The sequence below is a fragment of the Microbacterium sp. LWH11-1.2 genome, from assembly GCF_038397745.1.
Taxonomy (GTDB): Bacteria; Actinomycetota; Actinomycetes; order Actinomycetales; family Microbacteriaceae; genus Microbacterium.
In genome coordinates this window covers 1649808-1674702 of the sequence record NZ_CP151636.1, presented here as the reverse complement: position 1 = coordinate 1674702, position 24895 = coordinate 1649808, and the positions used below count along the sequence as shown (strand labels likewise).

Annotated in this window: 22 protein-coding genes; 12 read left to right on the top strand and 10 right to left on the bottom strand. The window is 69.1% G+C overall.

Annotated elements, in window-relative coordinates; genetic code table 11:
- Positions 1 to 41 precede the first annotated feature (41 nt).
- The 5 genes from MRBLWH11_RS07965 (at position 42) to MRBLWH11_RS07945 (ending at position 5954) form a co-directional block, all read left to right on the top strand.
- Entirely contained in the window at positions 42 to 1088 is a 1047-nt protein-coding gene (locus tag MRBLWH11_RS07965; protein WP_116633874.1) for a LacI family DNA-binding transcriptional regulator, read from the top strand.
- Between the two features lie 93 nt (positions 1089 to 1181).
- A complete protein-coding gene (locus tag MRBLWH11_RS07960) occupies positions 1182 to 2519 on the top strand; it encodes a substrate-binding domain-containing protein (RefSeq protein WP_116633873.1) in 1338 nt (445 codons plus the stop codon).
- Positions 2516 to 3463: a sugar ABC transporter permease gene (locus MRBLWH11_RS07955; protein ID WP_207769887.1), complete on the top strand. Its 948-nt coding sequence runs from the start codon at positions 2516 to 2518 to the stop codon at positions 3461 to 3463. The genes MRBLWH11_RS07960 and MRBLWH11_RS07955 overlap by 4 nt, the downstream gene beginning before the upstream one ends.
- Positions 3463 to 4380, top strand: coding sequence for a carbohydrate ABC transporter permease (locus tag MRBLWH11_RS07950; RefSeq protein WP_341947449.1), 918 nt, complete (start codon positions 3463 to 3465; stop codon positions 4378 to 4380). Before MRBLWH11_RS07955 ends, MRBLWH11_RS07950 begins: the two co-directional genes overlap by 1 nt.
- 38 nt (positions 4381 to 4418) lie before the next feature.
- On the top strand, positions 4419 to 5954 hold the full coding sequence (locus tag MRBLWH11_RS07945; RefSeq protein ID WP_341947448.1) for an alpha-N-arabinofuranosidase: 1536 nt from the start codon (positions 4419 to 4421) through the stop codon (positions 5952 to 5954).
- 102 nt (positions 5955 to 6056) lie between these two features.
- Here MRBLWH11_RS07945 and MRBLWH11_RS07940 read toward each other — a convergent pair whose 3' ends face one another.
- Complete coding sequence (locus MRBLWH11_RS07940) at positions 6057 to 8255, bottom strand: Ig-like domain-containing protein (RefSeq protein WP_341947447.1); 2199 nt, start codon at positions 8253 to 8255, stop codon at positions 6057 to 6059.
- Between the two features lie 290 nt (positions 8256 to 8545).
- On the opposite strand from MRBLWH11_RS07940, the gene MRBLWH11_RS07935 reads away from it, so the two are divergent.
- The gene (locus tag MRBLWH11_RS07935) at positions 8546 to 8971 is read left to right on the top strand and encodes an META domain-containing protein (protein ID WP_341947445.1); all 426 of its coding nucleotides are present in this window, start codon (positions 8546 to 8548) and stop codon (positions 8969 to 8971) included.
- 21 nt (positions 8972 to 8992) lie between these two features.
- Here MRBLWH11_RS07935 and MRBLWH11_RS07930 read toward each other — a convergent pair whose 3' ends face one another.
- The 5 genes from MRBLWH11_RS07930 to MRBLWH11_RS07910 all read right to left on the bottom strand — a co-directional run bounded on the left by MRBLWH11_RS07930 (position 8993) and on the right by MRBLWH11_RS07910 (position 14612).
- Positions 8993 to 10183, bottom strand: coding sequence for a bifunctional 2-methylcitrate synthase/citrate synthase (locus MRBLWH11_RS07930; RefSeq protein ID WP_341947444.1), 1191 nt, complete (start codon positions 10181 to 10183; stop codon positions 8993 to 8995).
- Between the two features lie 76 nt (positions 10184 to 10259).
- Complete coding sequence (gene prpB, locus MRBLWH11_RS07925; protein WP_341947442.1) at positions 10260 to 11168, bottom strand: methylisocitrate lyase; 909 nt, start codon at positions 11166 to 11168, stop codon at positions 10260 to 10262.
- Between the two features lie 94 nt (positions 11169 to 11262).
- Entirely contained in the window at positions 11263 to 12789 is a 1527-nt protein-coding gene (locus tag MRBLWH11_RS07920; protein ID WP_341947441.1) for an MmgE/PrpD family protein, read from the bottom strand.
- A complete protein-coding gene (locus MRBLWH11_RS07915) occupies positions 12786 to 13514 on the bottom strand; it encodes a GntR family transcriptional regulator (RefSeq protein WP_341947440.1) in 729 nt (242 codons plus the stop codon). Before MRBLWH11_RS07915 ends, MRBLWH11_RS07920 begins: the two co-directional genes overlap by 4 nt.
- A 129-nt stretch (positions 13515 to 13643) precedes the next feature.
- Positions 13644 to 14612, bottom strand: a complete 969-nt coding sequence (locus MRBLWH11_RS07910) for a DMT family transporter (protein ID WP_341947439.1) — start codon at positions 14610 to 14612, stop codon at positions 13644 to 13646.
- A 48-nt stretch (positions 14613 to 14660) separates the two neighbouring features.
- Here MRBLWH11_RS07910 and MRBLWH11_RS07905 point away from each other — a divergent pair, with 48 nt between their 5' ends.
- From MRBLWH11_RS07905 to MRBLWH11_RS07880, 6 genes are all read left to right on the top strand, one after another.
- Positions 14661 to 15197, top strand: a complete 537-nt coding sequence (locus tag MRBLWH11_RS07905; protein WP_341947438.1) for a CGNR zinc finger domain-containing protein — start codon at positions 14661 to 14663, stop codon at positions 15195 to 15197.
- A 211-nt stretch (positions 15198 to 15408) separates the two neighbouring features.
- Entirely contained in the window at positions 15409 to 15984 is a 576-nt protein-coding gene (locus tag MRBLWH11_RS07900; protein ID WP_341947437.1) for a glucose-6-phosphate isomerase family protein, read from the top strand.
- A gap of 9 nt (positions 15985 to 15993) precedes the next feature.
- Positions 15994 to 17484 (top strand): xylulokinase, encoded by a 1491-nt coding sequence (gene xylB, locus MRBLWH11_RS07895; protein WP_341947436.1) that lies wholly within the window; start codon positions 15994 to 15996, stop codon positions 17482 to 17484.
- Positions 17484 to 18437, top strand: a complete 954-nt coding sequence (locus MRBLWH11_RS07890; RefSeq protein WP_341947434.1) for an NAD(P)-dependent oxidoreductase — start codon at positions 17484 to 17486, stop codon at positions 18435 to 18437. The genes xylB and MRBLWH11_RS07890 overlap by 1 nt, the downstream gene beginning before the upstream one ends.
- Positions 18438 to 18446: 9 nt before the next feature.
- Positions 18447 to 19406 carry a shikimate dehydrogenase gene (locus MRBLWH11_RS07885; RefSeq protein ID WP_341947433.1) on the top strand — a complete coding sequence of 320 codons (960 nt, stop codon included), beginning with the start codon at positions 18447 to 18449 and terminating at the stop codon, positions 19404 to 19406.
- Positions 19406 to 20374 (top strand): aryldialkylphosphatase, encoded by a 969-nt coding sequence (locus MRBLWH11_RS07880; RefSeq protein ID WP_341947432.1) that lies wholly within the window; start codon positions 19406 to 19408, stop codon positions 20372 to 20374. The genes MRBLWH11_RS07885 and MRBLWH11_RS07880 overlap by 1 nt, the downstream gene beginning before the upstream one ends.
- A 111-nt stretch (positions 20375 to 20485) precedes the next feature.
- Here MRBLWH11_RS07880 and MRBLWH11_RS07875 read toward each other — a convergent pair whose 3' ends face one another.
- The 4 genes from MRBLWH11_RS07875 to MRBLWH11_RS07860 form a co-directional block, all read right to left on the bottom strand.
- Positions 20486 to 21034 carry a VOC family protein gene (locus MRBLWH11_RS07875; RefSeq protein ID WP_341947431.1) on the bottom strand — a complete coding sequence of 183 codons (549 nt, stop codon included), beginning with the start codon at positions 21032 to 21034 and terminating at the stop codon, positions 20486 to 20488.
- Between the two features lie 120 nt (positions 21035 to 21154).
- Positions 21155 to 22156 carry an ABC transporter substrate-binding protein gene (locus tag MRBLWH11_RS07870; protein ID WP_341947430.1) on the bottom strand — a complete coding sequence of 334 codons (1002 nt, stop codon included), beginning with the start codon at positions 22154 to 22156 and terminating at the stop codon, positions 21155 to 21157.
- A gap of 85 nt (positions 22157 to 22241) precedes the next feature.
- Positions 22242 to 23276: an ABC transporter permease gene (locus MRBLWH11_RS07865; protein WP_207769886.1), complete on the bottom strand. Its 1035-nt coding sequence runs from the start codon at positions 23274 to 23276 to the stop codon at positions 22242 to 22244.
- Complete coding sequence (locus MRBLWH11_RS07860) at positions 23276 to 24778, bottom strand: sugar ABC transporter ATP-binding protein (protein WP_341947429.1); 1503 nt, start codon at positions 24776 to 24778, stop codon at positions 23276 to 23278. The genes MRBLWH11_RS07865 and MRBLWH11_RS07860 overlap by 1 nt, the downstream gene beginning before the upstream one ends.
- Positions 24779 to 24895: the final 117 nt, after the last annotated feature.

Below are 24895 nucleotides of genomic sequence, written 5' to 3'. Positions count from 1 at the left end.
TGTACTCCCTCGCCGGAGGCGGTCCCCACTAGGCTGACCGGATGACAGCGACGCCACCGCCACGCGCGACGATGAGAGACGTCGCCGCCCTCGCCGGGGTGTCGATCAAGACCGTCTCCAACGTCGTCACCGGCACCGTGGCCGTGCGCGAGGAGACGCGCGCCAAGGTCGAATCCGCGATGACGCAGCTCGACTTCGTCCCGAACCTCAGCGCACGCGGGCTCCGCAAGGGGCGGTCCGGCATCATCGCCGTCGCCCTCCCCGATCTCGCGACCGCGTTCTCGGCCGAGCTGCTGCACCGCATCGTCGAGGCCGCACACGATCGCGGCCTGGCCGTGCAGATCGAGGAGACCGCGTCGGTGCCCGAGCGCGAGAAGGAGCTCGTCTCGCGCGCCAGGGCGCACCTCGTCGACGGGCTGATCCTCAACCCCATCCGCCTCGAGGACAGCGTCATCAAGTACTCCGATCGTCTGCCGCCCCTCGTCGTGATCGGCGAGGTCGAGCAGAACAGGGCCGACCACGTGCGCATCGACAGCCGGATGGCGGCCGCGGATGCCACGCGGCACGTGCTCTCGCGCGGCGCCAGGCGGATCGCGGTGGTCGGCGCCGACGACGACCCGTCCGTCGCGACGGCGACGAGTCGACTGCGCCTCGAGGGCGTGCACGACGCCCTGCGCGAAGCCGGCATCCCGCGGGACCCGGCGCTCGAGGTCAACCGGCTGCCCTGGTCGATGTCGGGTGGAGCGGATGCCGCGCGCACGCTGCTCGCCCGCGGAGTCGCGTTCGACGCGATCGTGGCCTTCACCGACTCCCTCGCCCTCGGGGCGCTGCACACCCTGCACGATCACGGCATCCGCGTTCCCGACGACGTGATCGTCACGGGCTTCGACGACGTCGAGTTCTCGAAGTACACGTCGCCGGCGCTCACCTCGGTTGCCTTCGACCGTCGCGCGTTCGCCGAGGCAGCGCTCGGTCTGCTCGAGTCGCGTATGGACGACCGCAGCACGCCGCCGCGATCCCTGACGCTGTCGCACCATCTGCTCGAGCGCGCGAGCACCGCCGGACGCCCCGCGGGCTACCGCCCCTGACTCCCGCGTGCGAATCGTCCGAACTGCTTCTTGCGCGTCGATTACATCGATGTAATGATGAGTCGTCCACCCACCGGTCACGAAGGAGTGACGATGACGCCCCCACTCGATCTGTCCCGCAGGCAGTTCCTGACCGCCGCCTCGGTGGCCGCCGGCACGGCTCTGCTCGCCGGCTGCGCCCCCGGCGCGGTCCCCGGCTCGGGAACCCAGACCCTGCAGTTCTGGCACCTGCTCTCCGGAGGCGACGGTGTCACCATGTCGCAGCTGCTCGATGACGTGAACGGCGCGCAGAGCGCGTTCCGCATCCGCCCCACCGTGCTCGCCTGGGGCACGCCGTACTACACGAAGCTCGCGATGGCGGGAGCCGGCGGTCGCGCACCCGACGTCGCGATCATGCACGCCACCCGCACCGTCGGCTGGGCGCCGGGCGGGCTGCTCGACCGCTGGGATGTCGACAAGCTCGCCTCTCTCGGCATCGACAGCTCGACCTTCCCGAAGCCGATCTGGGAGAAGGGCTTCGTCGGCGAGGGCATGTACAGCATCGCGCTCGACGCCCACCCGTTCGTGATGATGTTCAACACCGACATCTGCGATGCGGCCGGAGTGCTCGACAGCGACGGGAAGCTCCAGGAGACCTCCTCGCCCGAGGAGTTCCTCGACCAGCTGCGCGAAGTGGGCGGCCAGGCCGAGGGCCACGCGCTGTCCTACGGCTACCTCGGCGACGGCGCGCAGATGTGGCGCCTGTTCTACACGTTCTACTCGCAGCACGGCGGCGCCATCGAGCTCCCGCCCGGCGGCCCTGCCGTGATCGACAAAGACGTCGCCGTCGAGTCGCTGTCGCTGATGCGCACCCTCCTCGACGGCGAGATCGCCCTCGCGCAGGCCGACTACGGCAGCGCGGTCGCCGAGTTCGCGACCGGCAAGAGCGGCATGCTCTTCACCGGCGTCTGGGAGCTGCGCACCATGCAGGCGGCGTCGCTGCCCTTCGACGCGACCATGATCCCCACCCTGTTCGGCACTCCGGCCGTCTACGCCGACTCGCACTCCTTCGTGCTCCCGCATCAGACGAACGCCGACCCCGTCCGCCGCGACCTGACCTATCAGTTCGTCGCCGACATGCTGAAGGGATCATTCGGGTGGGCCGAGGCCGGGCACATCCCGGCCTTCCTGCCGGTCACGGAGTCCCCCGACTACGACGACCTCATCCCGCAGGCGCACTACGCCGAGGCCGCGCAGCACGTCGTCTACGACCCGACCGCGTGGTTCACCGGATCCGGATCGAACTTCCAGTCCGAGTTCGGCGCCGCCGTGCAGGGTGTGCTCCTCTCGGGCGACGACCCCGCTGCCGCGATCGACCGCTTCGAGGCACGGGTGAACACCCTGCTCCGACAGCCCAACCCGGCTGACCCCGAAGGGACGTTCGGATCATGACGACCGCAACCGATTCCACCCGCACCATCGTCACCGGATCGAAGACCGGAACCCCGCCGCGTCGCGCCGGAGCCCGCAACCGCGAGCAGCTCATCAGCTGGGCGTTCCTCGCCCCGTTCCTGGTCGCGTTCGTCCTGTTCCTCGCCTGGCCCATCGTGCACGGCATCATCCTCAGCTTCACCGACCAGTCCCTCACCGGGGCCGGCGGCGCGTTCGTCGGCTTCGCCAACTACGTCGAGGCGCTCGGCGACCCGAAGATGTGGCAGTCGATGGGGAACACCGTGTGGTTCACGCTGCTCTCCACCGTGCCGCTCGTCGTGATCGCCCTGGTCATGGCGGCACTCGTCGACCGCGGCATTCCCGGCCAGTGGCTCTGGCGGCTGTCGTTCTTCATGCCGTTCCTGCTGGCCTCGACCGTGATCTCGCAGATCTGGGTCTGGATCTTCAACCCGCAGGTCGGCGCGGCCAACAACATCCTGGAGTTCTTCGGACTCGAGCCGCTCGCCTGGCTGCAGAACCCCGACACGAACATGCTGTCGATCGTGATCGCCACCGTGTGGTGGACGGTCGGCTTCAACTTCCTGCTGTACCTGGCGGCGATGCAGAACATCCCGCCGCAGCAGTACGAGGCCGCATCCCTCGACGGCGCCGGCGCGTGGCGGCAGTTCTGGTCGATCACGCTCCCCCAGCTGGGACCGGCGACCGTGCTGATCCTCATCCTGCAGATCCTCGCCTCGCTGAAGCTGTTCGATCAGGCGTACCAGATGCTCGGCGGGGTCGCGAGCGACACCACCCGCTCGATCGTGCAGTACATCTACGAGGCCGGATTCGTCAGCTACCGGTTCGGCTACTCGGCCGCCATCTCCTACGTGTTCTTCGCTCTCATCGTCATCCTCGGCGTCGTGCAGGCCCTCATCACGCGCCGCCGGAAGGAGCAGTTCTGATGTCCACCGCCACCGTCACCGCCACCCGCACCGAGGCGATCACCACCGCCGAGACGCGGAAGCCCCGCCGCGCGCACCTGCCCGGCCAGAAGCCGTTCGGGCCGCTGCGCATCACCGCCTTCGTCGTGCTGCTGCTCCTCGCGATCGGCTGGCTGCTGCCCTTCCTGTGGGCCGTCGCCACCGCGTTCAAGACCGAGACGGATGCCGCATCCGGCGACCCCGGCTGGATCGGAGCCGCCGGCCCCACGATCGACGCGTTCACCGCGATCCTGTCGCAGGGCAACGTCTACACCTGGGCGTTCAACAGCCTCTGGACCTCGGTCGCGATCACCCTGATCACGCTGACGATCTCGGCACTGGCCGCGTACGCCTTCTCACGGCTGGACTTCACCGGACGCAAGTGGCTGTTCGTCGTCATCATCGCCTCGATCGTCGTGCCGCCGCAGGTGCTGATCATCCCGCTGTTCTACGAGATGCTCGCGTTCAACCTGATCGACACGTACTGGGGCCTGATCCTGCCGCAGGTCGTGGCCCCCGCGATGGTGTTCATCCTGAAGCGGTTCTTCGACGCGATCCCGATCGAGCTCGAAGACGCCGCCCGCGTCGACGGCGCCGGGCGCCTGCGCATCTTCTGGTCGATCGTGCTGCCCCTGTCGCGTCCGATCATGGCATCCGTCGGCATCTTCGTCTTCATCGCCGCGTGGAACAACTTCCTCTGGCCGTTCCTCGTCATCAACGACACCACCCTGATGACGCTGCCGGTCGGTCTCCAGACGGTGATCAGCGCCTACGGCGTGCAGTACGCCCAGGTCATGGCGCAGGCCGTGCTGGCCGCACTGCCCCTTATCGTCGTGTTCCTCATCTTCCAGAAGCAGATCGTCAAGGGAGTCGCGACGAGCGGCTTCGGCGGTCAGTAGTCCCCCACCCGGCCACAGAGCCAGACACAAGGAGAGCAATGTCTCAGGCCCGCATCACCATCGACCGCGACTTCACGATCGCCGACGTCCCCCGGAGGCTCTTCGGCTCGTTCGTCGAGCACATGGGGCGCTGCGTCTACACCGGCATCTACGAGCCCGGCCACCCCCAGGCCGACGAGCGCGGATTCCGCCAGGACGTGCTGGCGCTGGTCAAGGAGATGGGACCGACCGTCATCCGCTACCCCGGCGGCAACTTCGTCTCCGGGTACCGGTGGGAAGACGGCGTCGGCCCCGTCGAGGACCGCCCCGTGCGCATCGACGGGGCGTGGCACACGATCGAGACCAACGCGTTCGGCCTGCACGAGTTCATGGACTGGGCGAAGGAGGCCGACGTCGAGGTCATGGAGGCCATCAACCTCGGCACGCGCGGCGTCGAGGAGGCTCGCGCACTCGTCGAGTACGCGAACCACCCCGGCGGCACCTACTGGTCGGACCTGCGCCGGAAGAACGGTGCGGAGCAGCCCTTCGACATCAAGCTCTGGTGCCTCGGCAACGAGCTCGACGGGCCGTGGCAGATCGGCGGCAAGACCGCGACCGAGTACGGCCGCCTCGCCCAGGAGGCGGCGAAGGCCATGCGCCTCGTGGACCCGTCCATCGAGCTCGTCGCGGTCGGCTCGTCGGGCCGCTCGATGCCGACGTTCGGCACCTGGGAGCACACCGTGCTGAGCCACGCGTACGACGAGGTCGACTTCGTCTCGATGCACGCGTATTACCAGGAGCACGACGGCGACGCCGAGTCGTTCCTGGCGGAGTCGGTGGACATGGATGCCTTCATCGAGGGCGTCATCGCGACGGTCGACGCGGTCAAGGCCGCCGGCAAGCACACCAAGCAGGTCGACATCTCGTTCGACGAGTGGAACGTGTGGGACCAGGTCAAGTACAACGACGTCGAAGCCGGGGAGATCGCGAAGGCCGGATGGAAGCAGCATCCGCGCCTGATCGAGGACACGTACAACGTGACGGATGCCGTCGTCGTCGGCACCCTGCTCAACAGCCTGCTGCGGCACGGCGACCGGGTGAAGATCGCCAACCAGGCGCAGCTCGTGAACGTGATCGCCCCGATCCGGTCGGAGGAGGGCGGTGCCGCATGGCGGCAGACGAGCTTCTGGCCGTTCGAGCGCATGGCGCGCCTCGCCAAGGGCCGCATCCTGCGTCTCGCGGTGTCGGCGCCGCAGATCGAGACCGCGCGCTACGGCGGAGTCGACGCCGTCGACGCGGCCGCGACCTGGGACGAGACGACCGGACGCCTGGTCGTCTTCGTCGCGAACCGCTCGCTCGATGAGGAGAGCGACCTCACGATCGACCTGCACGGACTCGGCGACCTGCACGTGCGCCAGGCCGAGACCCTCACGATCCCCGAGGGCGGCGACCGCCACACGGCGAACCTCGAGACCGCACCCGACACGGTGCACATGGTGCCGCTCGCACGCGCCGAGGTCGTCGACGGGGCCGTGCGCACGGCTCTCCCGCCGCTGTCCTGGTCGGTCATCGAGCTGGACGTGACCCGCGCCTGACCCCTCCGCGAGAACGAAGAAGCCCGGTATCCTCCGATACCGGGCTTCTTCGTTCTCCGACGGCGACCGAGGTCGTGTCGGATCAGGTTCCGATCAGTGCGGTCAGGCCTCGATCGTCCGACGACGACGTGCCATCAGCAGCAGCCCGCCCGAGAGCAGCGCGAGCGCGACGGCCGCGGCACCCATCGGGACCAGTGCGTCCGCACCCGTCGCGGCGAGGTTGCCGTCGCCGGTTCCGCCGCCGCCCGGAGCGACCGCGCCGCCACCCGGTGCCGGCACGCCGAGAACCGAGAACGAGACCAGCGTCGCCGAAGAGACGAAGCCGGAGACGGTCTGCCGCGCGGAGACCGTGTACGAACCGGTCATCAGGACCTCGGGGAAGGTCACGGTCCACGTGCCGCCTGCGACGGTCGTGGTGTAGACGCCGCTCAGTGCCGCGAGGGCACCGGCATCCGCCTTCGCCGCGGGCGCGTCGACGCCGGTGAGCACCACGGTGACCGTGGCTCCGTCGATACCCGTGCCGGAGAGAGCCGAGGGCCCGCCGTCATGCGGGAAGGCCGAGCCGCCCGCGATCGACGTCACACCCGGGGCGACCGGCACGACCGAGAAGGAGGCCGTGGCCTCCGGGGAGACCTCACCTGCGCTGGCCTGCGTCACGACGACCGTGTGAGCCCCGTACCCGAGGTTCAGCCCGTCGACGGTCCAGGTGCCGGTCCCGCCGACCACTGCCGTGCCGAGAGTGTTGCCCTCGCCGTCGACGACCGTGATGTCCGCGGTCGGGAGACCCGTGCCGCTGATCGCCGTGACGGTGGCGGTGAGCGTCGTGCCGCTCGCCGGCGACGTGATGATCGGCGCGGCGAGCGGAGCAGCCTCCACCTCGACGGCGATGGTCGTCGTGTCCGAGCGGCTGAAGCCGTTCGCCGAGGTCACCGAGATCGAGGCGGCGCCGAGCGCGACGGGACCCGCGAAGGAGAACGCGCCGTTCGAGACCGGGACCTCCTGGTCGCCGCCACCAAGGTTCACGATGACAGAGGTGGCGCCAGGGGCGGTGCCGCTGACGGTCTGGCCGGGGGTGACGCTGGCGCCGTTGGCCGGGCTCGCGATCGCGGGGGCGTCGAGGTCGAGCGCGACCTCGTAGCCACCGGTCTTCGGAAGAGCGGTGGTGAGCGACGCCGCCCAGGTCCACTGCTCGATGCCGGCTCCCGGGTCGGCTTCGGTACCGCCGCTGATGAGGCCCACTGCCGTGGTGCCCTGGATGACCGAGCCGCCGGAGTCTCCGGGGCCGGCGACGGTGTTGCTGGAGAAGCCCTGCACGAAGCGGCCGTCGATGTTCGCCCAGCCGTCGATGATGTCGTCGCCGTCGATCGTGCCGGTCGTGAATCCGGTCGTACGACCGCTCTTCGAGACGGAGCCGGGAACCGCAGAGCCCACGGCCTTGACCGGGAAGGTGCTCGCGGCGAGCGAGTCGAGAGCGGGGCCGGCGGTCGTCCAGTCGGTCACGGAGGGAAGGGGGTTCCAGCCGTTGGCCTCGACGACATCGATCACCGAGATGTCGGTGGCGTTGGTGTCGCCGTTGGAACCTGCGGCGTTGCCCGTGCTGCCGAACTGCGCGAACCCGAAGGTGCCGAGCAGAACGGGAGGGTTCGGCACCTCGAAGCCGGGGCCGCCGACGGCGGGCTCCTGGTTCGGGATGCTCAGCGTCGTGGCCGAGAGCTTGGTGCCCTGGGCGTTGAACGCGCAGTGACCGGCGCTCAGGAAGGCGTCCGATCCGTCGGGTGCGAAGGCCGCGAAGCCGACGGAGCAGGCGGAGACGTTGTCGTCGGGGTGCACGACGAGGTAGCCCTGGCCTCCGACGAAGTCGCCGTCCGCCCAGGCGGTGGGAGCGGCGTCCACCTTCGCGACGACGTCGACCGGGAGGCTCTTCGAGTCGGCGAAGGCCTGGATCTCCTGGTCGCTCGCGGTCGTGGCCTCGGTGACGAGGAACACCCACTCGTCGTTGGCGTTCTGGCCGTAGGCGACCGCGTCGATGTCACTCGCGGCCGCAGCCTCGAAGGTCTCGACGAGCTCGGCCGGCGGCTCCTCCGCGGCAGGCGGCTGCTCTTCCGCAGGAGCCTCGGTCGCGGGCGCCTCGGTCGCGGGGGCCTCCGGCGCCGCGGTCTCCGACGTCGTCGCCGACGGGTCGGCGGGCAGGTCAGCCCCGTCTTCGGCGAAGGCCGGTGCGCTGATGAAGAGCCCCGACAGGGCGATCGTCGCTGCGGCGGTCAACGCCAGTGGGCGCCGTCCTGTCCCTCTGTGCTTCATGTGATGTATGTCCTTGCTGGTCGCGGATCGTCATTCACTCTGGACTGCGGCCTCGTGCTCACGCACGGCCGGTCTGCGTCCCGGACGGGGCGCGAAGTGCGACGCTGGTCCCCCGAGCAGCAGAGTCCCTCGCCGTCATGGCGAGGGATAACCGAAATACTACTCAGCGAACACACAGGAAACCGGCTGCGTTCATGAGGAATTCATAAGGTGGGCGAAAGTGTGCGCGCTTTGTTCCAATGACTGGAGATATCGGCGGGTTCGACGAGGAGGCGGCTAGCATGACGGGCATGAGCCGAACCCGAACACGTTCCCTGGTCGGCCTCGCGGCGCTCGGCCTCCTCGCGCTGGTCGGCACCGGATGCACGTCCGGCGAGTCCGCCGCGCCCACTTCGACCCCGACCGATGCGGCAGCACCGGATGCCGTCGCCTCCGAGGTCGTCGGACTCTGGGGTCAGGACGCGGCGGGTGAGCCGCACCTGGAGTTCACGGCGGACGGCGAGGTGCACGGCAGCGACGGGTGCAACGGCATCACGACGACGTACACGGTCGACGGCGGCCGCATCTCCCTGGCGCCCTTCGCGTCGACCCTGAAGGCGTGCGAGGGAGTCGACGACTGGCTGCGCAGCGTGCGCTCCGCCGAGGTCGACGGCGATGTGCTGGTCGCGATGAACGCGGCAGGCACGAAGGTCGGCGAGCTCACCCGCGCGGACTGAGAGCCACCCGCTTCGACAGGGTCAGCCGGCGGCTTCCTCCGGACGCTCGAGCACGTCGATCGCCGCGGTGTCGGGCACGTACTCCTCGATGTGGCGCTCATCCGGGCCGTCGTAGGCCGACAGCGGACGGATCAGCGCGTTCGACGACTGCTGCTCGATGATGTGCGCGGTCCAGCCGGTGATGCGAGCGGCGACGAAGAGCGGAGTGAACGTCAGGGTGTCGAACCCGATGAGGTTGTACGCGGGACCCGAGGGGTAGTCGAGGTTCGGGTAGATGCCCTTGCGGGAGACGAACTCGCTCTCCAGCGTCTCGTACAGCTCGGCGACATCCGGCCGGTCGTAGTGCGCGACGAGGGAGTCGAGCGCCGCCTTCATGGTCGGCACCCGCGAGTCGCCGCGCTTGTACACGCGGTGCCCGAAGCCCATGATCTTGCGCTTCTCGGCCAGCGCGGCGTCGAGCCACCCCCCGACCCGGTCGGCGGTGCCGATCTCGTCGAAGATGTGCATGACCGCCTCGTTCGCCCCGCCGTGCAGCGGCCCCTTGAGCGCGCCGATGGCGCCGACGACCGCGGAGTACAGGTCGCTCAGCGTGGAGGTGATCACCCGTGCCGTGAACGTGGAGGCGTTGAAGGAGTGCTCCGCGTAGAGGATCATCGAGCGGTTGAACGCGTCGACGACGGCCGGCTCGGGCTCTTCGCCGAACGTGAGCCAGAGGAAGTTCGCCGCGTAGTCGAGGTCATCGCGCGGCTCGAGCGGCTCCAGGCCCCGGCGACGACGCTGACCGTACGACACGATCGCGGGAAGCGCGGCGAACAGGGTCAGGCTGCGCTCCAGGTTCTCCTCCGGAGTTCCGACCGCGTCGAGGACGTTGGCGATGCCCGCGGTCTCGATGGCGCCGATGACGCTCACCGCCGTGCGCACCTCGTCCATCGGATGCGAGTCCAGCGGCAGCCGGTCGATCGCGTCCTTGACCACCGGCGAGAGCGCGCGGTTCGAGCGCTCGGTGACGCGGAACGCCGCCAGCTCCTCGGCCGTGGGCAGCTCCCCGTTCCAGAGCAGGTACGCGACCGCCTCGAAGGGCTGCGTCGCGGCCAGCTCCTGCACCGGGTATCCCCGGTAGAGCAGGCTGTTCGTCTCGGGATTGACCTTCGAGATCGCGGTCGTGTCGACCACGACCCCCGCGAGGCCCTTCTTGATGTCCGGCTCGGTCATGTCACTCCTTCGTGTACTTCGACTCGTCACTTCGCTGCTCGCTCGGCGACCGGGTCGGATGTCCGCTTCGCTTTGCTCAGCGACCGGTGTTGTCGACTGTGAAGTTGAAGACGCCCGAGTCGAAGTGGTTGTACGACTCGTAGTCGATGAGGTCGTAGAGATCGGCGCGGTGCTGCATCTCGCCGAGCTTCGAGGTCAGATGCCCCTCGTCGTTCAGAGTATCCAGTGCACGCCCGGATGCCCCCATCGAGATGCGAAGGAGCGACACAGGCCAGATGACGAGGGCGACCCCGGCGTCGCGCAGCTGGTCCGTGGAGAACAGCTCGCTCTTGCCGAACTCGGTCATGTTCGCGAGGATCGGCACGTCCAGCGCGTTCGCCATCGCCTCGAACTCCGCGAGGGTCCGCATCGCCTCGGGGAACACGGCATCCGCTCCGGCATCCACCAGCGCCTTGGCGCGGTCGATCGCGGCATCCAGTCCCTCGATCGCGCGGATGTCGGTGCGCGCCATGATGAGGAAGTTCTCATCGCGACGCGCGTCGGCGGCGGCGCGGATGCGCTTGATCGCCGTGCTCTCGTCGACGACGCTCTTCCCGTCGAGGTGACCGCAGCGCTTCGGGTTGATCTGGTCCTCGATGTGCGTGCCGGCGAGTCCGGCATCCTCGAGCTCCTGGATCGTGCGGGCGACGTTCATCGGCTCGCCGAATCCGGTGTCGGCATCGACGATCGCGGGGAGCTCCGTCATGCGGGCGATCTGCTTCGCCCGACCGGCGACCTCGGTGAGCGTCGTGAGGCCGATGTCGGGGAGCCCGAGATCGGCGGCGAGCACCGCACCGGAGATGTAGACCCCGTCGAAGCCCTTCTGCTCGATGAGCCGGGCGCTCAGCGGGTTGAAGGCTCCCGGGAAGCGCAGCAGTTCGCCGGAGCGGAGCCGTTCCCGGAACAGCCGCCGCTTCTCGGCCGGGGTGGTCGTGGAGTACAGCATCAGAACCTCCGATCACGTGCGCGGGTGGGGTGCTTCGACAGGCTCAGCAACCCACCCTGGGTCCCTGAGCTTGTCGAAGGGTCCGAGGACAGCATCAGAACAGCCCCTTCGGCGCGTCGGCGCCGTCGAGCAGCCCGGCCTTCGCGACGATCGAGAGCTCGCCGACCTCGGCGGCGGTGAGCTCGGGCAGGCGCTGCACGAGCTCGAGGAAGCGCTCGATCTCGGCGGGCTCGAGCACGGGCTCGGCGAGCAGGCGGAACTTCGCGATGTAGTTGTCGCGGGCGAACGGACGGGCGCCGAGCGGGTGCGCGTCGGCGACCGCGATCTCGTCGACCACGGTCGTGCCATCGGTGAGCAGGAACTCGACGCGACCGCCGAACGCCTTCACGTCCGGGTCCTCGGAGTGGTAGCGGCGCGTCCACTCGGCATCCTCGGCCGTGGTGATCTTGTGCCACAGCTCGACGGTGTCGGGGCGTGCCGCGCGAGACGGGGCGTAGGAGTCGACGTGGTGCCAGCCGCCGTCCTGCAGTGCCACCGCGAAGATGTACGGGATCGAGTGGTCGAGCGTCTCGCGGGACGCCGTCGGGTCGTACTTCTGCGGGTCGTTCGCACCCGAGCCGATCACGTAGTGCGTGTGGTGGCTGGTGTGCAGCACGATCGAGGCGATGTTCGCGGGGTCGCGCAGCGCCGGGTTCTCGGTGCCGAGCTTGCGAGCGAGGTCGATCCACGCCTGTGCCTGGTACTCGGCCGAGTGCTCCTTCGTGTACGAGTCGAGGATCGCGCGCTTCGGCTCGCCGGCGGCGGGCAGCGGCACCTCGTACGCGGCATCCTTGCCATCGAGCATCCAGGCGATCACGCCGTCCTCGCCCTCGTAGATCGGGGCGGGGCTCGTCTGCCCGCGCATCGCCCGGTCGACCGCCTCGACGGCCATCTTGCCCGCGAAGGCCGGGGCGTGCGCCTTCCAGGTCGAGATCTCGCCCTTGCGGCTCTGCCGGGTGGCGGTCGTGGTGTGCAGCCCCTGGCCGACGGCCTGGTAGATCGTCTCGACGTCGAGGCCGAGCAGGGTGCCGATGCCGGCCGCGGCCGACGGGCCGAGGTGGGCGACGTGATCGATCTTGTGCTTGTGCAGGCAGATCGCGCGCACGAGGTCCATCTGGATCTCGTATCCGGTCGCGATGCCGCGCACGAGCGCCCGCCCGTCCTTGCCTGCGTGCTGCGCGACGGCGAGGATCGGCGGGATGTTGTCGCCGGGGTGCGAGTACTCCGCCGCGAGGAAGGTGTCGTGGTAGTCGAGCTCGCGCACGGCCACGCCATTGGCCCACGCCGCCCACTCGGGGCTCGTGCGACGGTCGAGGGCGGCACCGAAGAGGTTCGCGCCCGCTCCTCCGGTCGAGACCGGGTGGCTGAACGCCTGCGCGCGTGCCGCGTTGATCGGCGCACGGGTAAGGGATGCCGCGGCGACCGACGCGTTGTCGATGATGCGGTTGATGATCATGTCGACGACGTCCTGCTCGACCTCGACCGGGTCGGCGGCGACCTCGGCGATCTTCCAGGCGAGCTGGTCCTCGCGCGCGAGGTTCTCGTCACTGCGGTGGACACGGACGTGGTGGGTGACGGTCATGAGACTCTTTCGGTCGTTGAGCGAGCGGAGCGAGCGTTGTACTGAGCGAGCGGAGCGAGTCGAAGTGACGAAACGTGTTCAGGTAGCGAATCGAGGATGCCGGTGAGCGCGTTGTGCAGGTGGACGTGCGTGGCGTGGGCGGCGAGGTCGCCGTCGCGCGCGGCGAGGGCCTCGGCGATCGTCCGGTGCTCGGAGGCGGATGCCGCGAGTCGCGCCGGGTTGTCGCGCGCCATCCGCCGCACCCGCACGAGGTGCGTGCGGACGGTGCGCAGTGCCGAGGCGATGTAGTCGTTGGCGACGGCCGCGTCGAGGGCGGCGTCGAAGCGGGCGATGAGGGCGTAGTAGGCGTCGCGCCCCTCGGCGGCGGCGAGGTCGACGTGGGCGAACTCGTCGGCGAGGGCGGCGAAGAGGCCCGCATCGCCGCGAGTGGCGGCGAGGCGGGCGGAGGTCTCCTCCAGTGCGCGGCGGATCTCGAAGAGCGAGCGGATGTCGTCGGCATGCAGGTCCGCGACGACGGTGACCCGCGGCGACTGCTGCACGACGAGGCCGTCGGCGATCAGGCGGCGCAGCGCTTCGCGCATCGGGGTGCGGCTCACGCCGAGACGCTCCGCCTGCTCGACCTCGCCCAGGACGACGCCCGCTGCGAGGGCTCCGGACTGGATGCCGTCGAGCAGAGCCGCATACGCGCGATCGCTCGCGGACGTGCGCTCGACGGAGAGGGTCATGCCCTCAGTGTATACATAAACGAGCTACTCCCGGGCGCATCTCCCCATTCATGCACCTCTCGTATACATTCGTCTCACTGTCGCGCCGTCGAGAATGCCTGTCGAGCCACCCTCTCGGCGGGGAAGCAGTCAGCGACGCGGCTCCGGCACGGGCTCGACGAACTCCGCCGGCACCGGCTCCCCGAGCTTCACGATCACGACACCCGCCAGCACGAGCACGCCGCCGAGGGCCTGGAGAAGATCGGGCAGCTGTCCGAGCAGGAGCCAGCCGAAGAGCAGCGCAGCCACGACCTCGGCCAGTGCGACGAACGAGGCGAGTCGCGAGCCCAGCATCCGCGTCGAGGCGATGCCGAGCAGATAGGCCAGCGCCGTCGCGAGCACGCCCATTGCCAGCACCGGCACGAACCACGGCACGGTGCCGAACCGGTAGGCGATGTCGTCAGTGCTCCACGCGATGGGCAGGACGCCGACGGCGCCGGCGACGGTCAGACCGAGCGCCCCGAGCAGCAGGCCGCTCCCGGCGAGCGCGACCGGCGGCAGACCCGTGTCGGCCTTGGCCGAGAGCAGGAAGTAGGTCGCGGCACCGACCATCGCCCCGAGCGCCCACAGGATGCCGGCAGCGTTCACCTCGGCACCGGTCACGATGTCGAGCATGAGCACGAGGCCGACGAACGCGATCAGCGCACCGAGGATGCTGCGTCGGCTCGGCCGCTCCCCGCGGCGGAGCCACAGCCAGAGGATGACGGCGATCGGCGCCGTGTACTCGATGAGCAGCGCGATGCCGACATCCATCACGGCAACAGCCTGGAAGTAGAAGAGCTGCGTGGCCGCCACCGCGAGCAGGCCGTACGCCGCGATCATGCCGAGATTGCGTCGGAGCAGATTCCATCGCCCTCGCAGGGACAGGACCGTCGGGATCAGCAGGACGAGGGCGGCGACCCAGATGCGTGCGGTGACGGCGGCGCCGGGCGTCCACCCGGCATCCATGAGACCCCGCGCCCAGCCGCCGGACATGCCGAAGGCGAACGCGGCGCCGATGGCGAGCGGCAGTCCCAGACGCACGCCGGACACGGTCGTACCGACGGTGTCATTCGCCATAGTGCTCATAGGATGTGACGTTACGCGTCCCCGATGTAACATGTCAACATGATCTTCACGAATGACACGGCCGAGGCTCTCCGCTCGGCGGTCTGGCTCGTGAACTCCGCGGAGGACCCGGAGACGCTCGCCGACCTCCACGACTACGCGGCATTCCTGGTGGAGTTCCCCTACACCGGGCGGCTCGATCGCGACGACGCGGAACTCGCGTCACTGCAGCAGCTTCGACCGCGTCTGCGCTCGATGCTGCTGGCCCCGCGCGACGACATGGTCGAGCGGGTGAACGCCGCCCTCGACGAGAGCACGCTCACGCCGCACCTCGTGCGGCACGACGGCACCGACTGGCACCTGCACGCCGTCGATGACGAACGACCGCTCGCCGAGCGCGTGCTCATCGAGACGGCGATGGCCCTGATCGACGTCATCCGCACCGACGAGGGGTCACGCATCACAGTCTGCGACGACGACACCTGCGAGGCTCTCGCCCTCGACCTCTCGCGCAACCGCTCGAAGCGCTACTGCTCGGCGACCTGCGCCAACCGCAACGCTGTCGCCGCGTACCGCGCCCGCCGCGCCGACGCCTGACCCCGCTGACCCGCCTCCCGTCGCGATATGTCAGCCATCCCGGCCGCGGATCCATGAGATATCGCGACCGGAGCTGACAGAGCGGCCACCAGCGCGCGCCGAGACCTGCGCGGATGAGCGATGTGTCCTGGACGCGAACCTGTCATCACAGGTACACTCAACTTGTCATTACAGGTTGCGCAGCGCCGCAGCATCCTCGCAAGGAGCACCGATGCCCGAGTTCCACACCCCGCCGATCTCCCCGATGGCGATCGCCTTCGATGCCGAGAAGCTGACGCTCTCCCCCGAAGGACCGACCCTCACCCGGCGGATGTCCGATCTCGAGGGCCTCTTCCTCGACGCCGACGCCTGGGCCGCGGCATCCGCGGGCGACGACCCGGTCGTCTACACCGTCGTCAGCTCCCCTGTCCCCGAGATCGACCGCGAGCTCCCCCAGTCGATCACCACGATCATGCCCGGCGACACGTCCGGCGAGCTGTGGATGACCAAGGGGCACCAGCATCCGAACCACCAGGGCGAGATCTACCTCGCGCTCAAGGGACGCGGCGGACTGCTCATGTTCGACGGCGAGCGCACCGAATGGCTCGACATGCTCCCCGGTACCATCGGCTACATCCCGCCGGGGTGGGCGCATCGCTCGGTCAACACCGGCGACGAGCCCTACGCGTTCCTCGCCGTGTATCCAGGCGGCGCCGGCCACGACTACGGCTGGGTGCTCGAGCACGGCATGGGCTCGCGCGCCTACCGTGCGGCCGACGGCGTCGACCTGCGTCCCTACGCGGGATAGGCCGCGGCCATGCTCATCGCGCACGACCTGGGGACCACGGGGAACAAGGCGTCCCTGCATCACGACGACGGCCGACTGGTCGCCGCGGTCACCGTGCCCTACCCGGCGCACTTCGCCGCCGGTGGCATCGCCGAGCAGGAACCGGCCGACTGGTGGAACGCGGTCGTCGCCGCGACCCGCGATCTGCTCGCCCGCACCGAGACGGCCCCTGCCGCCATCGCCGGCCTCGTCGTGAGCGGGCAGATGATGGGCGCCGTGCTTCTCGACGCCGACGGCGAGCCGGCGCGTCCGGCGATCATCTGGGCCGACACCCGTGCGGGGGCGCAGCAGCGCGAGCTCGAAGCCGCCCTCGGCGCCGAGCACGCCTACGCGATCCTCGGTCATCGCCTCAACCCGACCTACTCCCTCGAGAAGGTCATGTGGGTGCGCGACCACGAGCCAGACATCTGGTCGCGCGTGCGCCGCGTCTGCGTCGCCAAGGACTTCATCGTGCTGCGCCTCACCGGACGCCTGGCGACCGACCGCTCCGATGCCTCGGGAACGAACGCGTACGACCAGCGCACCGGCACCTGGTCCGACGAGGTGCTGCAGGCTGCGCGCCTCGACCCCGCCCTGTTCCCCGAGATCCTCGACTCGACCGCGATCGCCGGCGGACTGACGGATGCCGCGGCCCAGGCGCTCGGCCTGCCTGCCGGCGTCCCCGTGGTCATGGGCGGCGGAGACGGCCCGATGGCCGCCGTCGGCTCCGGCGTGGTCGCACCCGAGGACGGCGCGTACGTCTGCCTCGGCACGTCGTCGTGGATCTCGTTCGCCGCGGATCAGCCGCTGCACGATCCGGCGATGCGCACCTTCACGTTCGACAACGTCGTGCCGGGGTCGTTCGTCCCGACCGCGACGATGCAGGCCGGCGGAGCATCCGTGCAGTGGATCGCCGAAGCCCTCTCCCCCGATCCGGCGCACCCGCAGACTGGTCGGCTCATCGCCGAAGCCTCCGGTGACGTCGACACCGACGACCTCTACTTCCTCCCGTACCTCCTCGGCGAGCGCTCCCCGCTCTGGGATCCCGACGCGCGCGGCGCCTTCGTCGGCCTCGCACGCCATCATCAGCGCGCCCACCTCACGCGCGCGGTGCTCGAGGGCACCGCCTTCAACCTGCTCACGTGCATCCAGGCGTTCCGGGATTCGGGCGCCGTGATCGACCGCATCGATGCGGTCGGCGGCGGAGCGCAGAGCGACGTGTACCTGTCCGTCCTCGCCGATGTCTGGGGTGTGCCGGTGCGCCGACGCACGATCGTCGAAGAGGCGAACAGCCTCGGCGCCGCGGTCACGGGCGCGGTCGGTCTCGGCCTCGCCGACTTCGCCGCGGCGCGCGCGCTGAGCGAGGTGACCGCCGAGTTCACCCCGGATGCCGGGCGTCACGCGGTCTATGTCGAGCGCCACGCCCGCTTCGCCGAGGCCTACTCGGCTCTCGCGCCCTGGTTCGCAGGACGGCCGAGCTGATGGGCGTGATCCTCGTCACCAGCCGCTCGTTCTCGGACGGCGACCTCGACCTCGTCGGTCGGGCGGCACAGGCCGGTCACCGCATCCTGCGCGGTCCCGCCCACCACGACCTCGACGAGCTGCGTCCGCTGCTGCATGGCGCGGATGCCTGGATCGCCGGCACGGGTGCCGTCACCGACGAGCATTTCGACGCGGGGCCGCGCCTCAAGGTCATCGCCCGCTACGGCGTCGGCACGGAGGCCGTCGATCTGGAGGCGGCCCGTCGCCGCGGCATCCCTGTCACCAACACCCCCGGCGCCAATGCGGATGCCGTCGCCGACCACGCCACAGGTCTCATGCTGGCCGCGCTGCGGTCCGTGCCGGACGGCGACCGCCGGGTGCGCGAGGGCGACTGGAGCGTGCGACGCGGACGCGAGCTGGGGGCGGCCGTCGTGGGGATCGTCGGCTTCGGCCGCATCGGCCAGGGCGTGGCGAGGCGCCTGAGCGGCTTCGGGCCGCGCGTCGTCGCCGCCGACCCCTTCCTGTCCGCCGACCTGATCCGGGCGAACGGCGCCGAGCCGATCGACCTCGACGAGCTGTTCCGCGTCGCCGACGTGATCACGCTGCACGCCCCGGGCGGTCAGCTGCTCGTCGACGCCGGACGGCTCGCCCATATGCGACGAGGCACCGTGCTGGTGAACACGGCGCGCGGCGACCTCGTCGACGAGACCGCCGTCGCCGAGGCGCTGCGCGACGGCATCCTGTCCGCCTACGCCGCCGACACGCTCGACGGCGACACCGCCGCCCAGGCCAGCCCTCTGCTCGATCCGGCCCTCGCGCACCGGGTGATCGTGACTCCTCATCTCGGGGCGCAGACCACCCAGGCCGTGGACAACATGGGCTCGATCTCGCTCGACGACGTCCTCGCCGTGCTCAGGGGCGCAGAGCCCGCCCACCCCGTGACCGCCCGCTAGGAGCCTCCGATGACCTCGTCCCTCACCACCGATCCGGAGACGATCGAGACCGTGCCGTCGAACTACATGGGCTTCGTCGGCGTGACGACGGCGTCGTCGTCGATCATGAAGGTGTTCCCGCTCTGGGCCGACATCCTGGGCCTCCCGACCCGCACGCTGATCGGCCACGACCTGCCGATGGATGCCGATCCGGCGCAGTACCGGGCGATGGTCGAGCAGATCCGCGACGACCCGCACCACCGCGGCGCCCTCGTCACCACGCACAAGATGAACGTGTACGCCGCGGCATCCGATCTGTTCGACGAGCTCGATCCGTTCGCGGTGTCGTGCGCCGAGATCTCGAGCATCTCCAAGCGCGGCGCGCTGCTGTCGGGCCGCGCGAAGGATCCGATCACGGTCGACCTGGCGCTGAACGACTTCCTCCCCGCCGACCACTTCGCCCGCACAGGAGCGGAGGTCGTGATCCTCGGAGCCGGCGGCTCGGGCACGGCGCTCAGCTGGGCGCTCGCGGAGCGCGCCGATGCTCCCGCTCGCGTCACGGTGACCGCCCGCTCGCAGGACAAGCTCGACCATCTCCGCGAGGTGCACCGCCAGCACGGCACCCGCGACGGGCTGATCGACTACATCGTCACGGCCACCCCCGACGAGGCCGACGCGGTCGTGGCCGCCGCTCCCCCGGGATCGGTGATCGCGAACGCCACGGGACTCGGCAAGGATCGCCCCGGCTCTCCGCTGACCGACGCGGTCGTGTTCCCCGAGGGCGCGTACGCGTGGGAGTTCAACTACCGCGGCTCGCTCGAGTTCCTGCACCAGGCCCACGCGCAGGAGACCGCCCGGTCGCTGCACGTGGTCGACGGCTGGCGCTACTTCATCCACGGCTGGTCGCAGGTCGTGGCCGACGTGTTCGAGCTCGACCTCACCCCCGAGACCGTCGAGCGGCTCGCCGAGGCGGCGGAGTCGGTGCGCTGATGCCGGTCGTCCGGACGGTGCTCGGCGATGTCGAACCGGCCGCGCTCGGGCGCGTGGACTATCACGAGCATCTGTTCCAGGTGTCGCCTCTGCTGCCGGGTGATGAGCTCGACGACGAGCGCGCGTCGGGCGCAGAAGCGGGGCTGCTGAAGGCGAGCGGCTTCGAGTCGATGGTCGATGCGACCCCGTTCGGCCTCGCCCGCGACCCCGCGGCGCTGGCGCGGATCAGTGCGACGACCGGCCTGCACATCATCGCGACGACGGGCCGGCATCGCGAGGCGCACTACGGAGCGGACCATCCGATGCAGGTCTGGACGGTCGACCGCCTGGCCGCGCTGTTCCGCTCCGACCTCACCCGCGGGATGCCGGATGCCGACACCGCGGTGTTCGAGACGCCGGAGGTCCCACTCGCCGCGACCACCCACGGCGAGCCGGTGCGCGCCGGGCTGCTGAAGGCCGGCATCGACTACTGGCGCATCAGCCCCTTCGAACGCACGAGCCTCCTCGCCGTCGCCGCCGCGCACCGCGAGACCGGTGCGCCGGTGATGGTGCACCTGGAGTTCTGCACCGCAGCCCATGAGGTCCTCGATCTGCTCGCGGCCGAGGGCGTGGCATCCGATCGGGTGGTCCTGGCGCACGCCGACCGCGATCCGGATCCGGGGCTGCACGTCTCCCTCACCGAACGCGGCGCCTACCTCGGGTACGACGGATTCGCGCGGCCGCGCACGCGGTCCGATGCCGAGTTGCTGGCGCTGACCGCATCCGTCGTCGAGCGTGGAGCGGGCGATCGTGTGGTGCTCGGCGGAGACGTCGCGCGACGCACCCGCTACCTCGCCTACGGCGGCATGCCGGGCCTCGGCTACCTCGGCGAGCGCTACGTCCCGCGTCTCCGCGCGCTGATCGGCGATGACGCCGTGGACCGGATGCTGATCGCCAACCCCGCGCGCCTGCTCACGCTCTCGGCGTGAGTCGCGGCGCTGCGTCATCTGACAGCTGTTCGGGCGGAGTTCTCCGCGACGGGAGGAGTCTGAGGCTCAGATCCAACTCCCGAACGTGAGATCTCCGCCCGACCAGGCGCCTCAGTTCGCGAGCCGCGGATCCTGCAACGATGTCATCGCCTCGACCAGGCTCTCGTGGATGTACTCGAGCTCCGGAGAGGTGAAGCTGGACCAGTCCTCGGCGTCGGCATCGGTCGTTCCGGCGTCCACAGCCGGCGCGGCATCCCAGGCCGCTTCCTGCGGCTCGTGCCGATACACCCACCACAGATTGCCGGACGGATCGGTGAAGCGCGAGAACGTGTCGCCGAAGAAGTCCGTCGGGCGGGTCACGATGCGCGCACCGAGCGCGACCGCGCGTTCCAGCGTCGCCTCGACGTCGTCGACGTAGACCTGGAGGAAGCCGGGCGTGAACGGCCAGTCCGGCTTGCGATCCGCCACCGTGATCAGGGAGTCTCCGATGCGCAGCTCGGAGTGCAGGATCAGCCCGTCGGTGTCGAGCGTCCGCGCCTCGGGCACGTCGATCGCGCCGAAGACGCGCGTGAGGAAGTCGATGATCCGTGCGGCGTCGTCGGTCATGAGGAAGGGGTTGACGGTGTTGGAGCCGTCAGGTCGCGCGGGGGTGGTGGTCATGGTGCATCCTTTCGTCGATCACATCGTGACATTCGCCGCGGACGGATCCTGTCCTCATTCGCCGCGCGCACGAAGAAGCCCCCCACCCGAAGGTGAGGGGCTCCCGTGGATCTGCCGAGGTCACTCGTAGAGGACTGCGGCGATCTTCGGGTCTTCGATGTTGGTCTTGTCGTACCAGTAGGAACCGGTGTCGTAGAACTCGTCGACCTCCTTGCCGTTGGCCGCGTCGTAGGCGGCCTGCACGACCTGCTCGCCGATGCCGATCGGGTCCTGCGTGATGGCGCCGGCCATGGTGCCGTCCTTGATGGCGTTGATCTGCGCCGCTCCGGAGTCGAAGCCGACGATCGTGATCTTGCCCTTCTCCAGGCCGAGCTCGTTCACGGCGTTCACGACGCCGATGGCCGAGCCCTCGTTGGTGCCGTAGATGCCCTTGAGGTCGGGGTGCGCCGCGATCAGCGTCTTCGCGATGTCGGCCGACTTCAGGTGGTCGCCGTCGCCGTACTGGATGTCGACGATCTCGATGTCGGGGTAGTCGGCCTCGATCTTCTCGACGAAGCCGTCACGACGCTCGACACCGGTCGAGTTGATCTGCGAGTGGCCCACGATCGCGACCTGGCCCTCACCGCCGATCAGCTCGGCCATGTGCTCTGCGGCGAGCGCGCCCGCGACCTTGCTGTCGGTCGCCGACAGGCTGAGCCCGACGTCGCCGTTGCAGGGAGCGTCGAAGTAGACGACAGGGATGTCCTTCGACTTCGCCTGCTCGAGCGGGGCGACACAGGCCTCGGGGTCCAGCGCCGCGTAGGCGATGGCATCCGGGTTCTTGTCGATCGCGGCGGTCAGCATCTCGAGCTGGCCGGCGATCTCGGTCTCGGCCGCGGGGCCTTCGAACGTGATCTTGACGCCGAGCTCTTCCGCCTTCTGCTCCGCGCCCTTCTTCACGGCCTGCCAGAACTGGTGCTGGAAGCCCTTCGAGACGAGGGCGATGTACATCTCGCCGTCGCCTGAGCCACTGCCGCCGCCGCTGCCTTCTTCGATCACGTCTCCGCCGCCGGCGCAGCCGGCGAACACCAGCGCGGATGCTGCCACGAGTGCCGCGAATGCGGTCTTCTTGCCGAATGTCATGGAAACTCCATTGTTCTCTGTGATTGCCGGCCGGGGCCGACGGTGGACTGCGTGGTGCTATTCAGTTGAGTCGGGTCGAACTGCTTCAGGTCCGCTGGCGGTTGCGCAGCGAGTCGAGGAACACGGCCAGCAGCACGACGACGCCGACGACGATGTTCTGCCATTCGGGCTGGATCGACAGGATGCGCAGGCCGTTGACGAGCACGCTCATGATGAGCGCGCCGATCACGGTGCCGAGGATGGATCCGCGGCCGCCCAGCAGCGAGGTGCCGCCGATGATGACCGCGGCGATCGCCTGCAGCTCGTACCCCATGCCGATCTGCGGCTGGGCCGAGTCGAGGCGAGCGGCGATCACGATGCCCGCGATGCCGGTGAAGGCGCCGGCGAACATGTAGATGAGGATCGTCCAGCGACGGGTGTTGACACCCGAGAGACGCGTGGCCTCCTCGTTGGAGCCGATCGCGAAGGTGTAGCGGCCGAGGAGCGTCTTCGACAGGACCAGCCACGCGATGATCGCGACGACGGCCGTGATGAGCACGGCGTTCGGGATGCCGGGGATGATCACGCCGAGCGCGATCTTCTTGAAGTCCGGCGCCGAGGTGGAGAAGTAGATCGGCGAGACGTTGGAGATGACGAGGGCGAGACCGCCCGCGATCATCATCATCGCGAGCGTGGCGATGAACGGAGGAAGCCGGAGGAACGTGATGTTCACGCCGTTCACCAGGCCCATCAGCACACCGGTCAGCACGCCGCCGATCACGCCGACCCAGACCGGGAGGCCCATGTTGGTCACGAACACACCGGTCATCACGGCGCAGAGCGCCATGCCGGTGCCGATCGACAGGTCGATGCCGCCGGTGATGATGACGAACGTCGTGCCGAGGGCGAGGATGCCGATGACCGCGGTCGAGAGGAGGACGGTGGCGATGTTGCTGAAGGTGAAGAAGTTCGGGCTGGCGATCGTGAAGAAGATCACCAGGACGATGAGGGTGCCGAATGCCAGCGACTGCTGGAGCTGGCGCTTCAGGAACGCTCCGACGTCGCGCTTGTCGGTGTTCTCGTTCACCGCCGTCTGGATGACCGTCGTCGTCGACGATCCGGGCTGCTGTGGGGTGCTCATCAGTCTTCCTCCCCGTGGGCTGCGAGTTGCATGATCTTCTCCTGGCTGGCTTCCTCGTTGCGGAGCGTCCCGGTGATGCGACCGTTCGCGAAGACCGCGATGCGGTTCGCGACGCGGAGGATCTCCGGGAGCTCCGATGAGATGACGATGATGGACTTGCCCTGGTCAGCGAGCTGCTGCATGAGGCGGTAGATCTCCTCCTTCGCGCCGACGTCGATCCCTCGGGTCGGCTCGTCGAAGATGAGGATGTCGCAGTCGCGCATCAGCCACCGGGCGATGACGACCTTCTGCTGGTTCCCTCCGGAGAGGAGCTTGACGACCTGGTTGACCGAGGGCGTCTTCACCCGCAGCTGCTGCACGTACTCCTTGGTGCGGTTCTTCGCCTTGCTGTCGCCCATCCAGCCGATGCCGTTGGCGTACGAGCCGAGCGAGGCGAGCACCGTGTTGAACGTGACGTCCTGCTCGAGCATGAGTCCGAGCAGCTTCCGGTCCTCGGAGAGGTAGCCGAGGCCGTGCTTCACGGCATCCGCCGGCTGGCCGATGCGCACCGGACGTCCGCTGATCGAGATCGTGCCGCCGTCGCGGTGGTCGGCGCCGATGACGGCGCGCGCGGTCTCGGTGCGGCCGGCGCCCATGAGTCCGGCGAAGCCGAGGATCTCGCCCTTGTGCAGCTGGAACGACACGTCCTTGAGCAGGTTCCTCGTCGAGAGGCCCTGCACGTCGAGGACGATCGGATCGTTGATGTGCTCGCGCGCCTGGGGCCGGGTGCCCTCGTCGATCACGCGGCCCACCATCATCTCGATGATCGTCGGGATCGTGACGTCGGCCCGGTCGAGTGATCCGATGTATGTGCCGTCGCGCAGCACGGTCACCCGGTCGGCGAGTCGGCGGAGCTCGTCCATGCGGTGCGAGATGTAGACGATGCCGGTGCCGCTGGCCTTGAGCTGCTCGATCAGCACGAACAGCGTCTCGACCTCGGTGTCGGTGAGGGCCGATGTCGGCTCGTCCATGATCAGGACCTTGGCGTTGAACGACAGGGCCTTGGCGATCTCGACCATCTGCTGCTCGGCGACCGTCAGCTCGCCGACGAGCTGGCGCGGGTCGAGGCGGATCTCGAGCCGTTTGAGCAGCTCAGCGGTCTGCGTGTTGAGCTTCCGCTCGGAGAGGAAGGGGCCGGAAGTCGGCTCACGGCCTACGAAGATGTTCTGTGCGACGGTCAGATCCGGCATCAGGTTGAGCTCCTGATGGATGATCGTGATGCCGAGCTCCTGGGCCTGCAGCGGGCTGGTGAGCTCGACCTCCTGCCCCTCGAACGTGATGGTGCCCTCGTCCTTGGTGTAGATCCCGGAGAGGATCTTCATCAGCGTCGACTTGCCGGCGCCGTTCTCTCCCACCAGCACCAGCACCTCGCCGGCACGCACCTCCAGGTGCACGTCTTTCAGCGCCTGCACACCGGGGAATCCCTTGCTGATCCCCTCCACTCTGAGAATGGGCTCACTCATGTGCTCACCTGCTTCCTTGAAGGTCATGTTGCGAGTCCGGCGATGCGGGCCGCAGTAAACATCGGATCAATTCTGCGGCCTGCGCCTCTTCCGCGCAAGTTGTATCTGAATGTATCT

Excerpts from the sequence above, each read along its gene's own strand:
- MRBLWH11_RS07940 (WP_341947447.1), bottom strand. The coding sequence starts at position 8,255 with ATGAAGCACAGAGGGACAGGACGGCGCCCACTGGCGTTGACCGCCGCA.
- MRBLWH11_RS07965 (WP_116633874.1), top strand. The coding sequence starts at position 42 with ATGACAGCGACGCCACCGCCACGCGCGACGATGAGAGACGTCGCCGCC.
- MRBLWH11_RS07915 (WP_341947440.1), bottom strand. The coding sequence starts at position 13,514 with ATGACCCTCTCCGTCGAGCGCACGTCCGCGAGCGATCGCGCGTATGCG.
- MRBLWH11_RS07875 (WP_341947431.1), bottom strand. The coding sequence starts at position 21,034 with ATGACCACCACCCCCGCGCGACCTGACGGCTCCAACACCGTCAACCCC.
- prpB (WP_341947442.1), bottom strand. The coding sequence starts at position 11,168 with ATGCTGTACTCCACGACCACCCCGGCCGAGAAGCGGCGGCTGTTCCGG.
- MRBLWH11_RS07945 (WP_341947448.1), top strand. The coding sequence starts at position 4,419 with ATGTCTCAGGCCCGCATCACCATCGACCGCGACTTCACGATCGCCGAC.
- MRBLWH11_RS07935 (WP_341947445.1), top strand. The coding sequence starts at position 8,546 with ATGAGCCGAACCCGAACACGTTCCCTGGTCGGCCTCGCGGCGCTCGGC.
- MRBLWH11_RS07920 (WP_341947441.1), bottom strand. The coding sequence starts at position 12,789 with ATGACCGTCACCCACCACGTCCGTGTCCACCGCAGTGACGAGAACCTC.
- MRBLWH11_RS07885 (WP_341947433.1), top strand. The coding sequence starts at position 18,447 with ATGACCTCGTCCCTCACCACCGATCCGGAGACGATCGAGACCGTGCCG.
- MRBLWH11_RS07860 (WP_341947429.1), bottom strand. The coding sequence starts at position 24,778 with ATGAGTGAGCCCATTCTCAGAGTGGAGGGGATCAGCAAGGGATTCCCC.
- xylB (WP_341947436.1), top strand. The coding sequence starts at position 15,994 with ATGCTCATCGCGCACGACCTGGGGACCACGGGGAACAAGGCGTCCCTG.
- MRBLWH11_RS07905 (WP_341947438.1), top strand. The coding sequence starts at position 14,661 with ATGATCTTCACGAATGACACGGCCGAGGCTCTCCGCTCGGCGGTCTGG.
- MRBLWH11_RS07950 (WP_341947449.1), top strand. The coding sequence starts at position 3,463 with ATGTCCACCGCCACCGTCACCGCCACCCGCACCGAGGCGATCACCACC.
- MRBLWH11_RS07960 (WP_116633873.1), top strand. The coding sequence starts at position 1,182 with ATGACGCCCCCACTCGATCTGTCCCGCAGGCAGTTCCTGACCGCCGCC.
- MRBLWH11_RS07890 (WP_341947434.1), top strand. The coding sequence starts at position 17,484 with ATGGGCGTGATCCTCGTCACCAGCCGCTCGTTCTCGGACGGCGACCTC.
- MRBLWH11_RS07870 (WP_341947430.1), bottom strand. The coding sequence starts at position 22,156 with ATGACATTCGGCAAGAAGACCGCATTCGCGGCACTCGTGGCAGCATCC.
- MRBLWH11_RS07910 (WP_341947439.1), bottom strand. The coding sequence starts at position 14,612 with ATGGCGAATGACACCGTCGGTACGACCGTGTCCGGCGTGCGTCTGGGA.
- MRBLWH11_RS07865 (WP_207769886.1), bottom strand. The coding sequence starts at position 23,276 with ATGAGCACCCCACAGCAGCCCGGATCGTCGACGACGACGGTCATCCAG.
- MRBLWH11_RS07955 (WP_207769887.1), top strand. The coding sequence starts at position 2,516 with ATGACGACCGCAACCGATTCCACCCGCACCATCGTCACCGGATCGAAG.
- MRBLWH11_RS07880 (WP_341947432.1), top strand. The coding sequence starts at position 19,406 with ATGCCGGTCGTCCGGACGGTGCTCGGCGATGTCGAACCGGCCGCGCTC.
- MRBLWH11_RS07930 (WP_341947444.1), bottom strand. The coding sequence starts at position 10,183 with ATGACCGAGCCGGACATCAAGAAGGGCCTCGCGGGGGTCGTGGTCGAC.
- MRBLWH11_RS07900 (WP_341947437.1), top strand. The coding sequence starts at position 15,409 with ATGCCCGAGTTCCACACCCCGCCGATCTCCCCGATGGCGATCGCCTTC.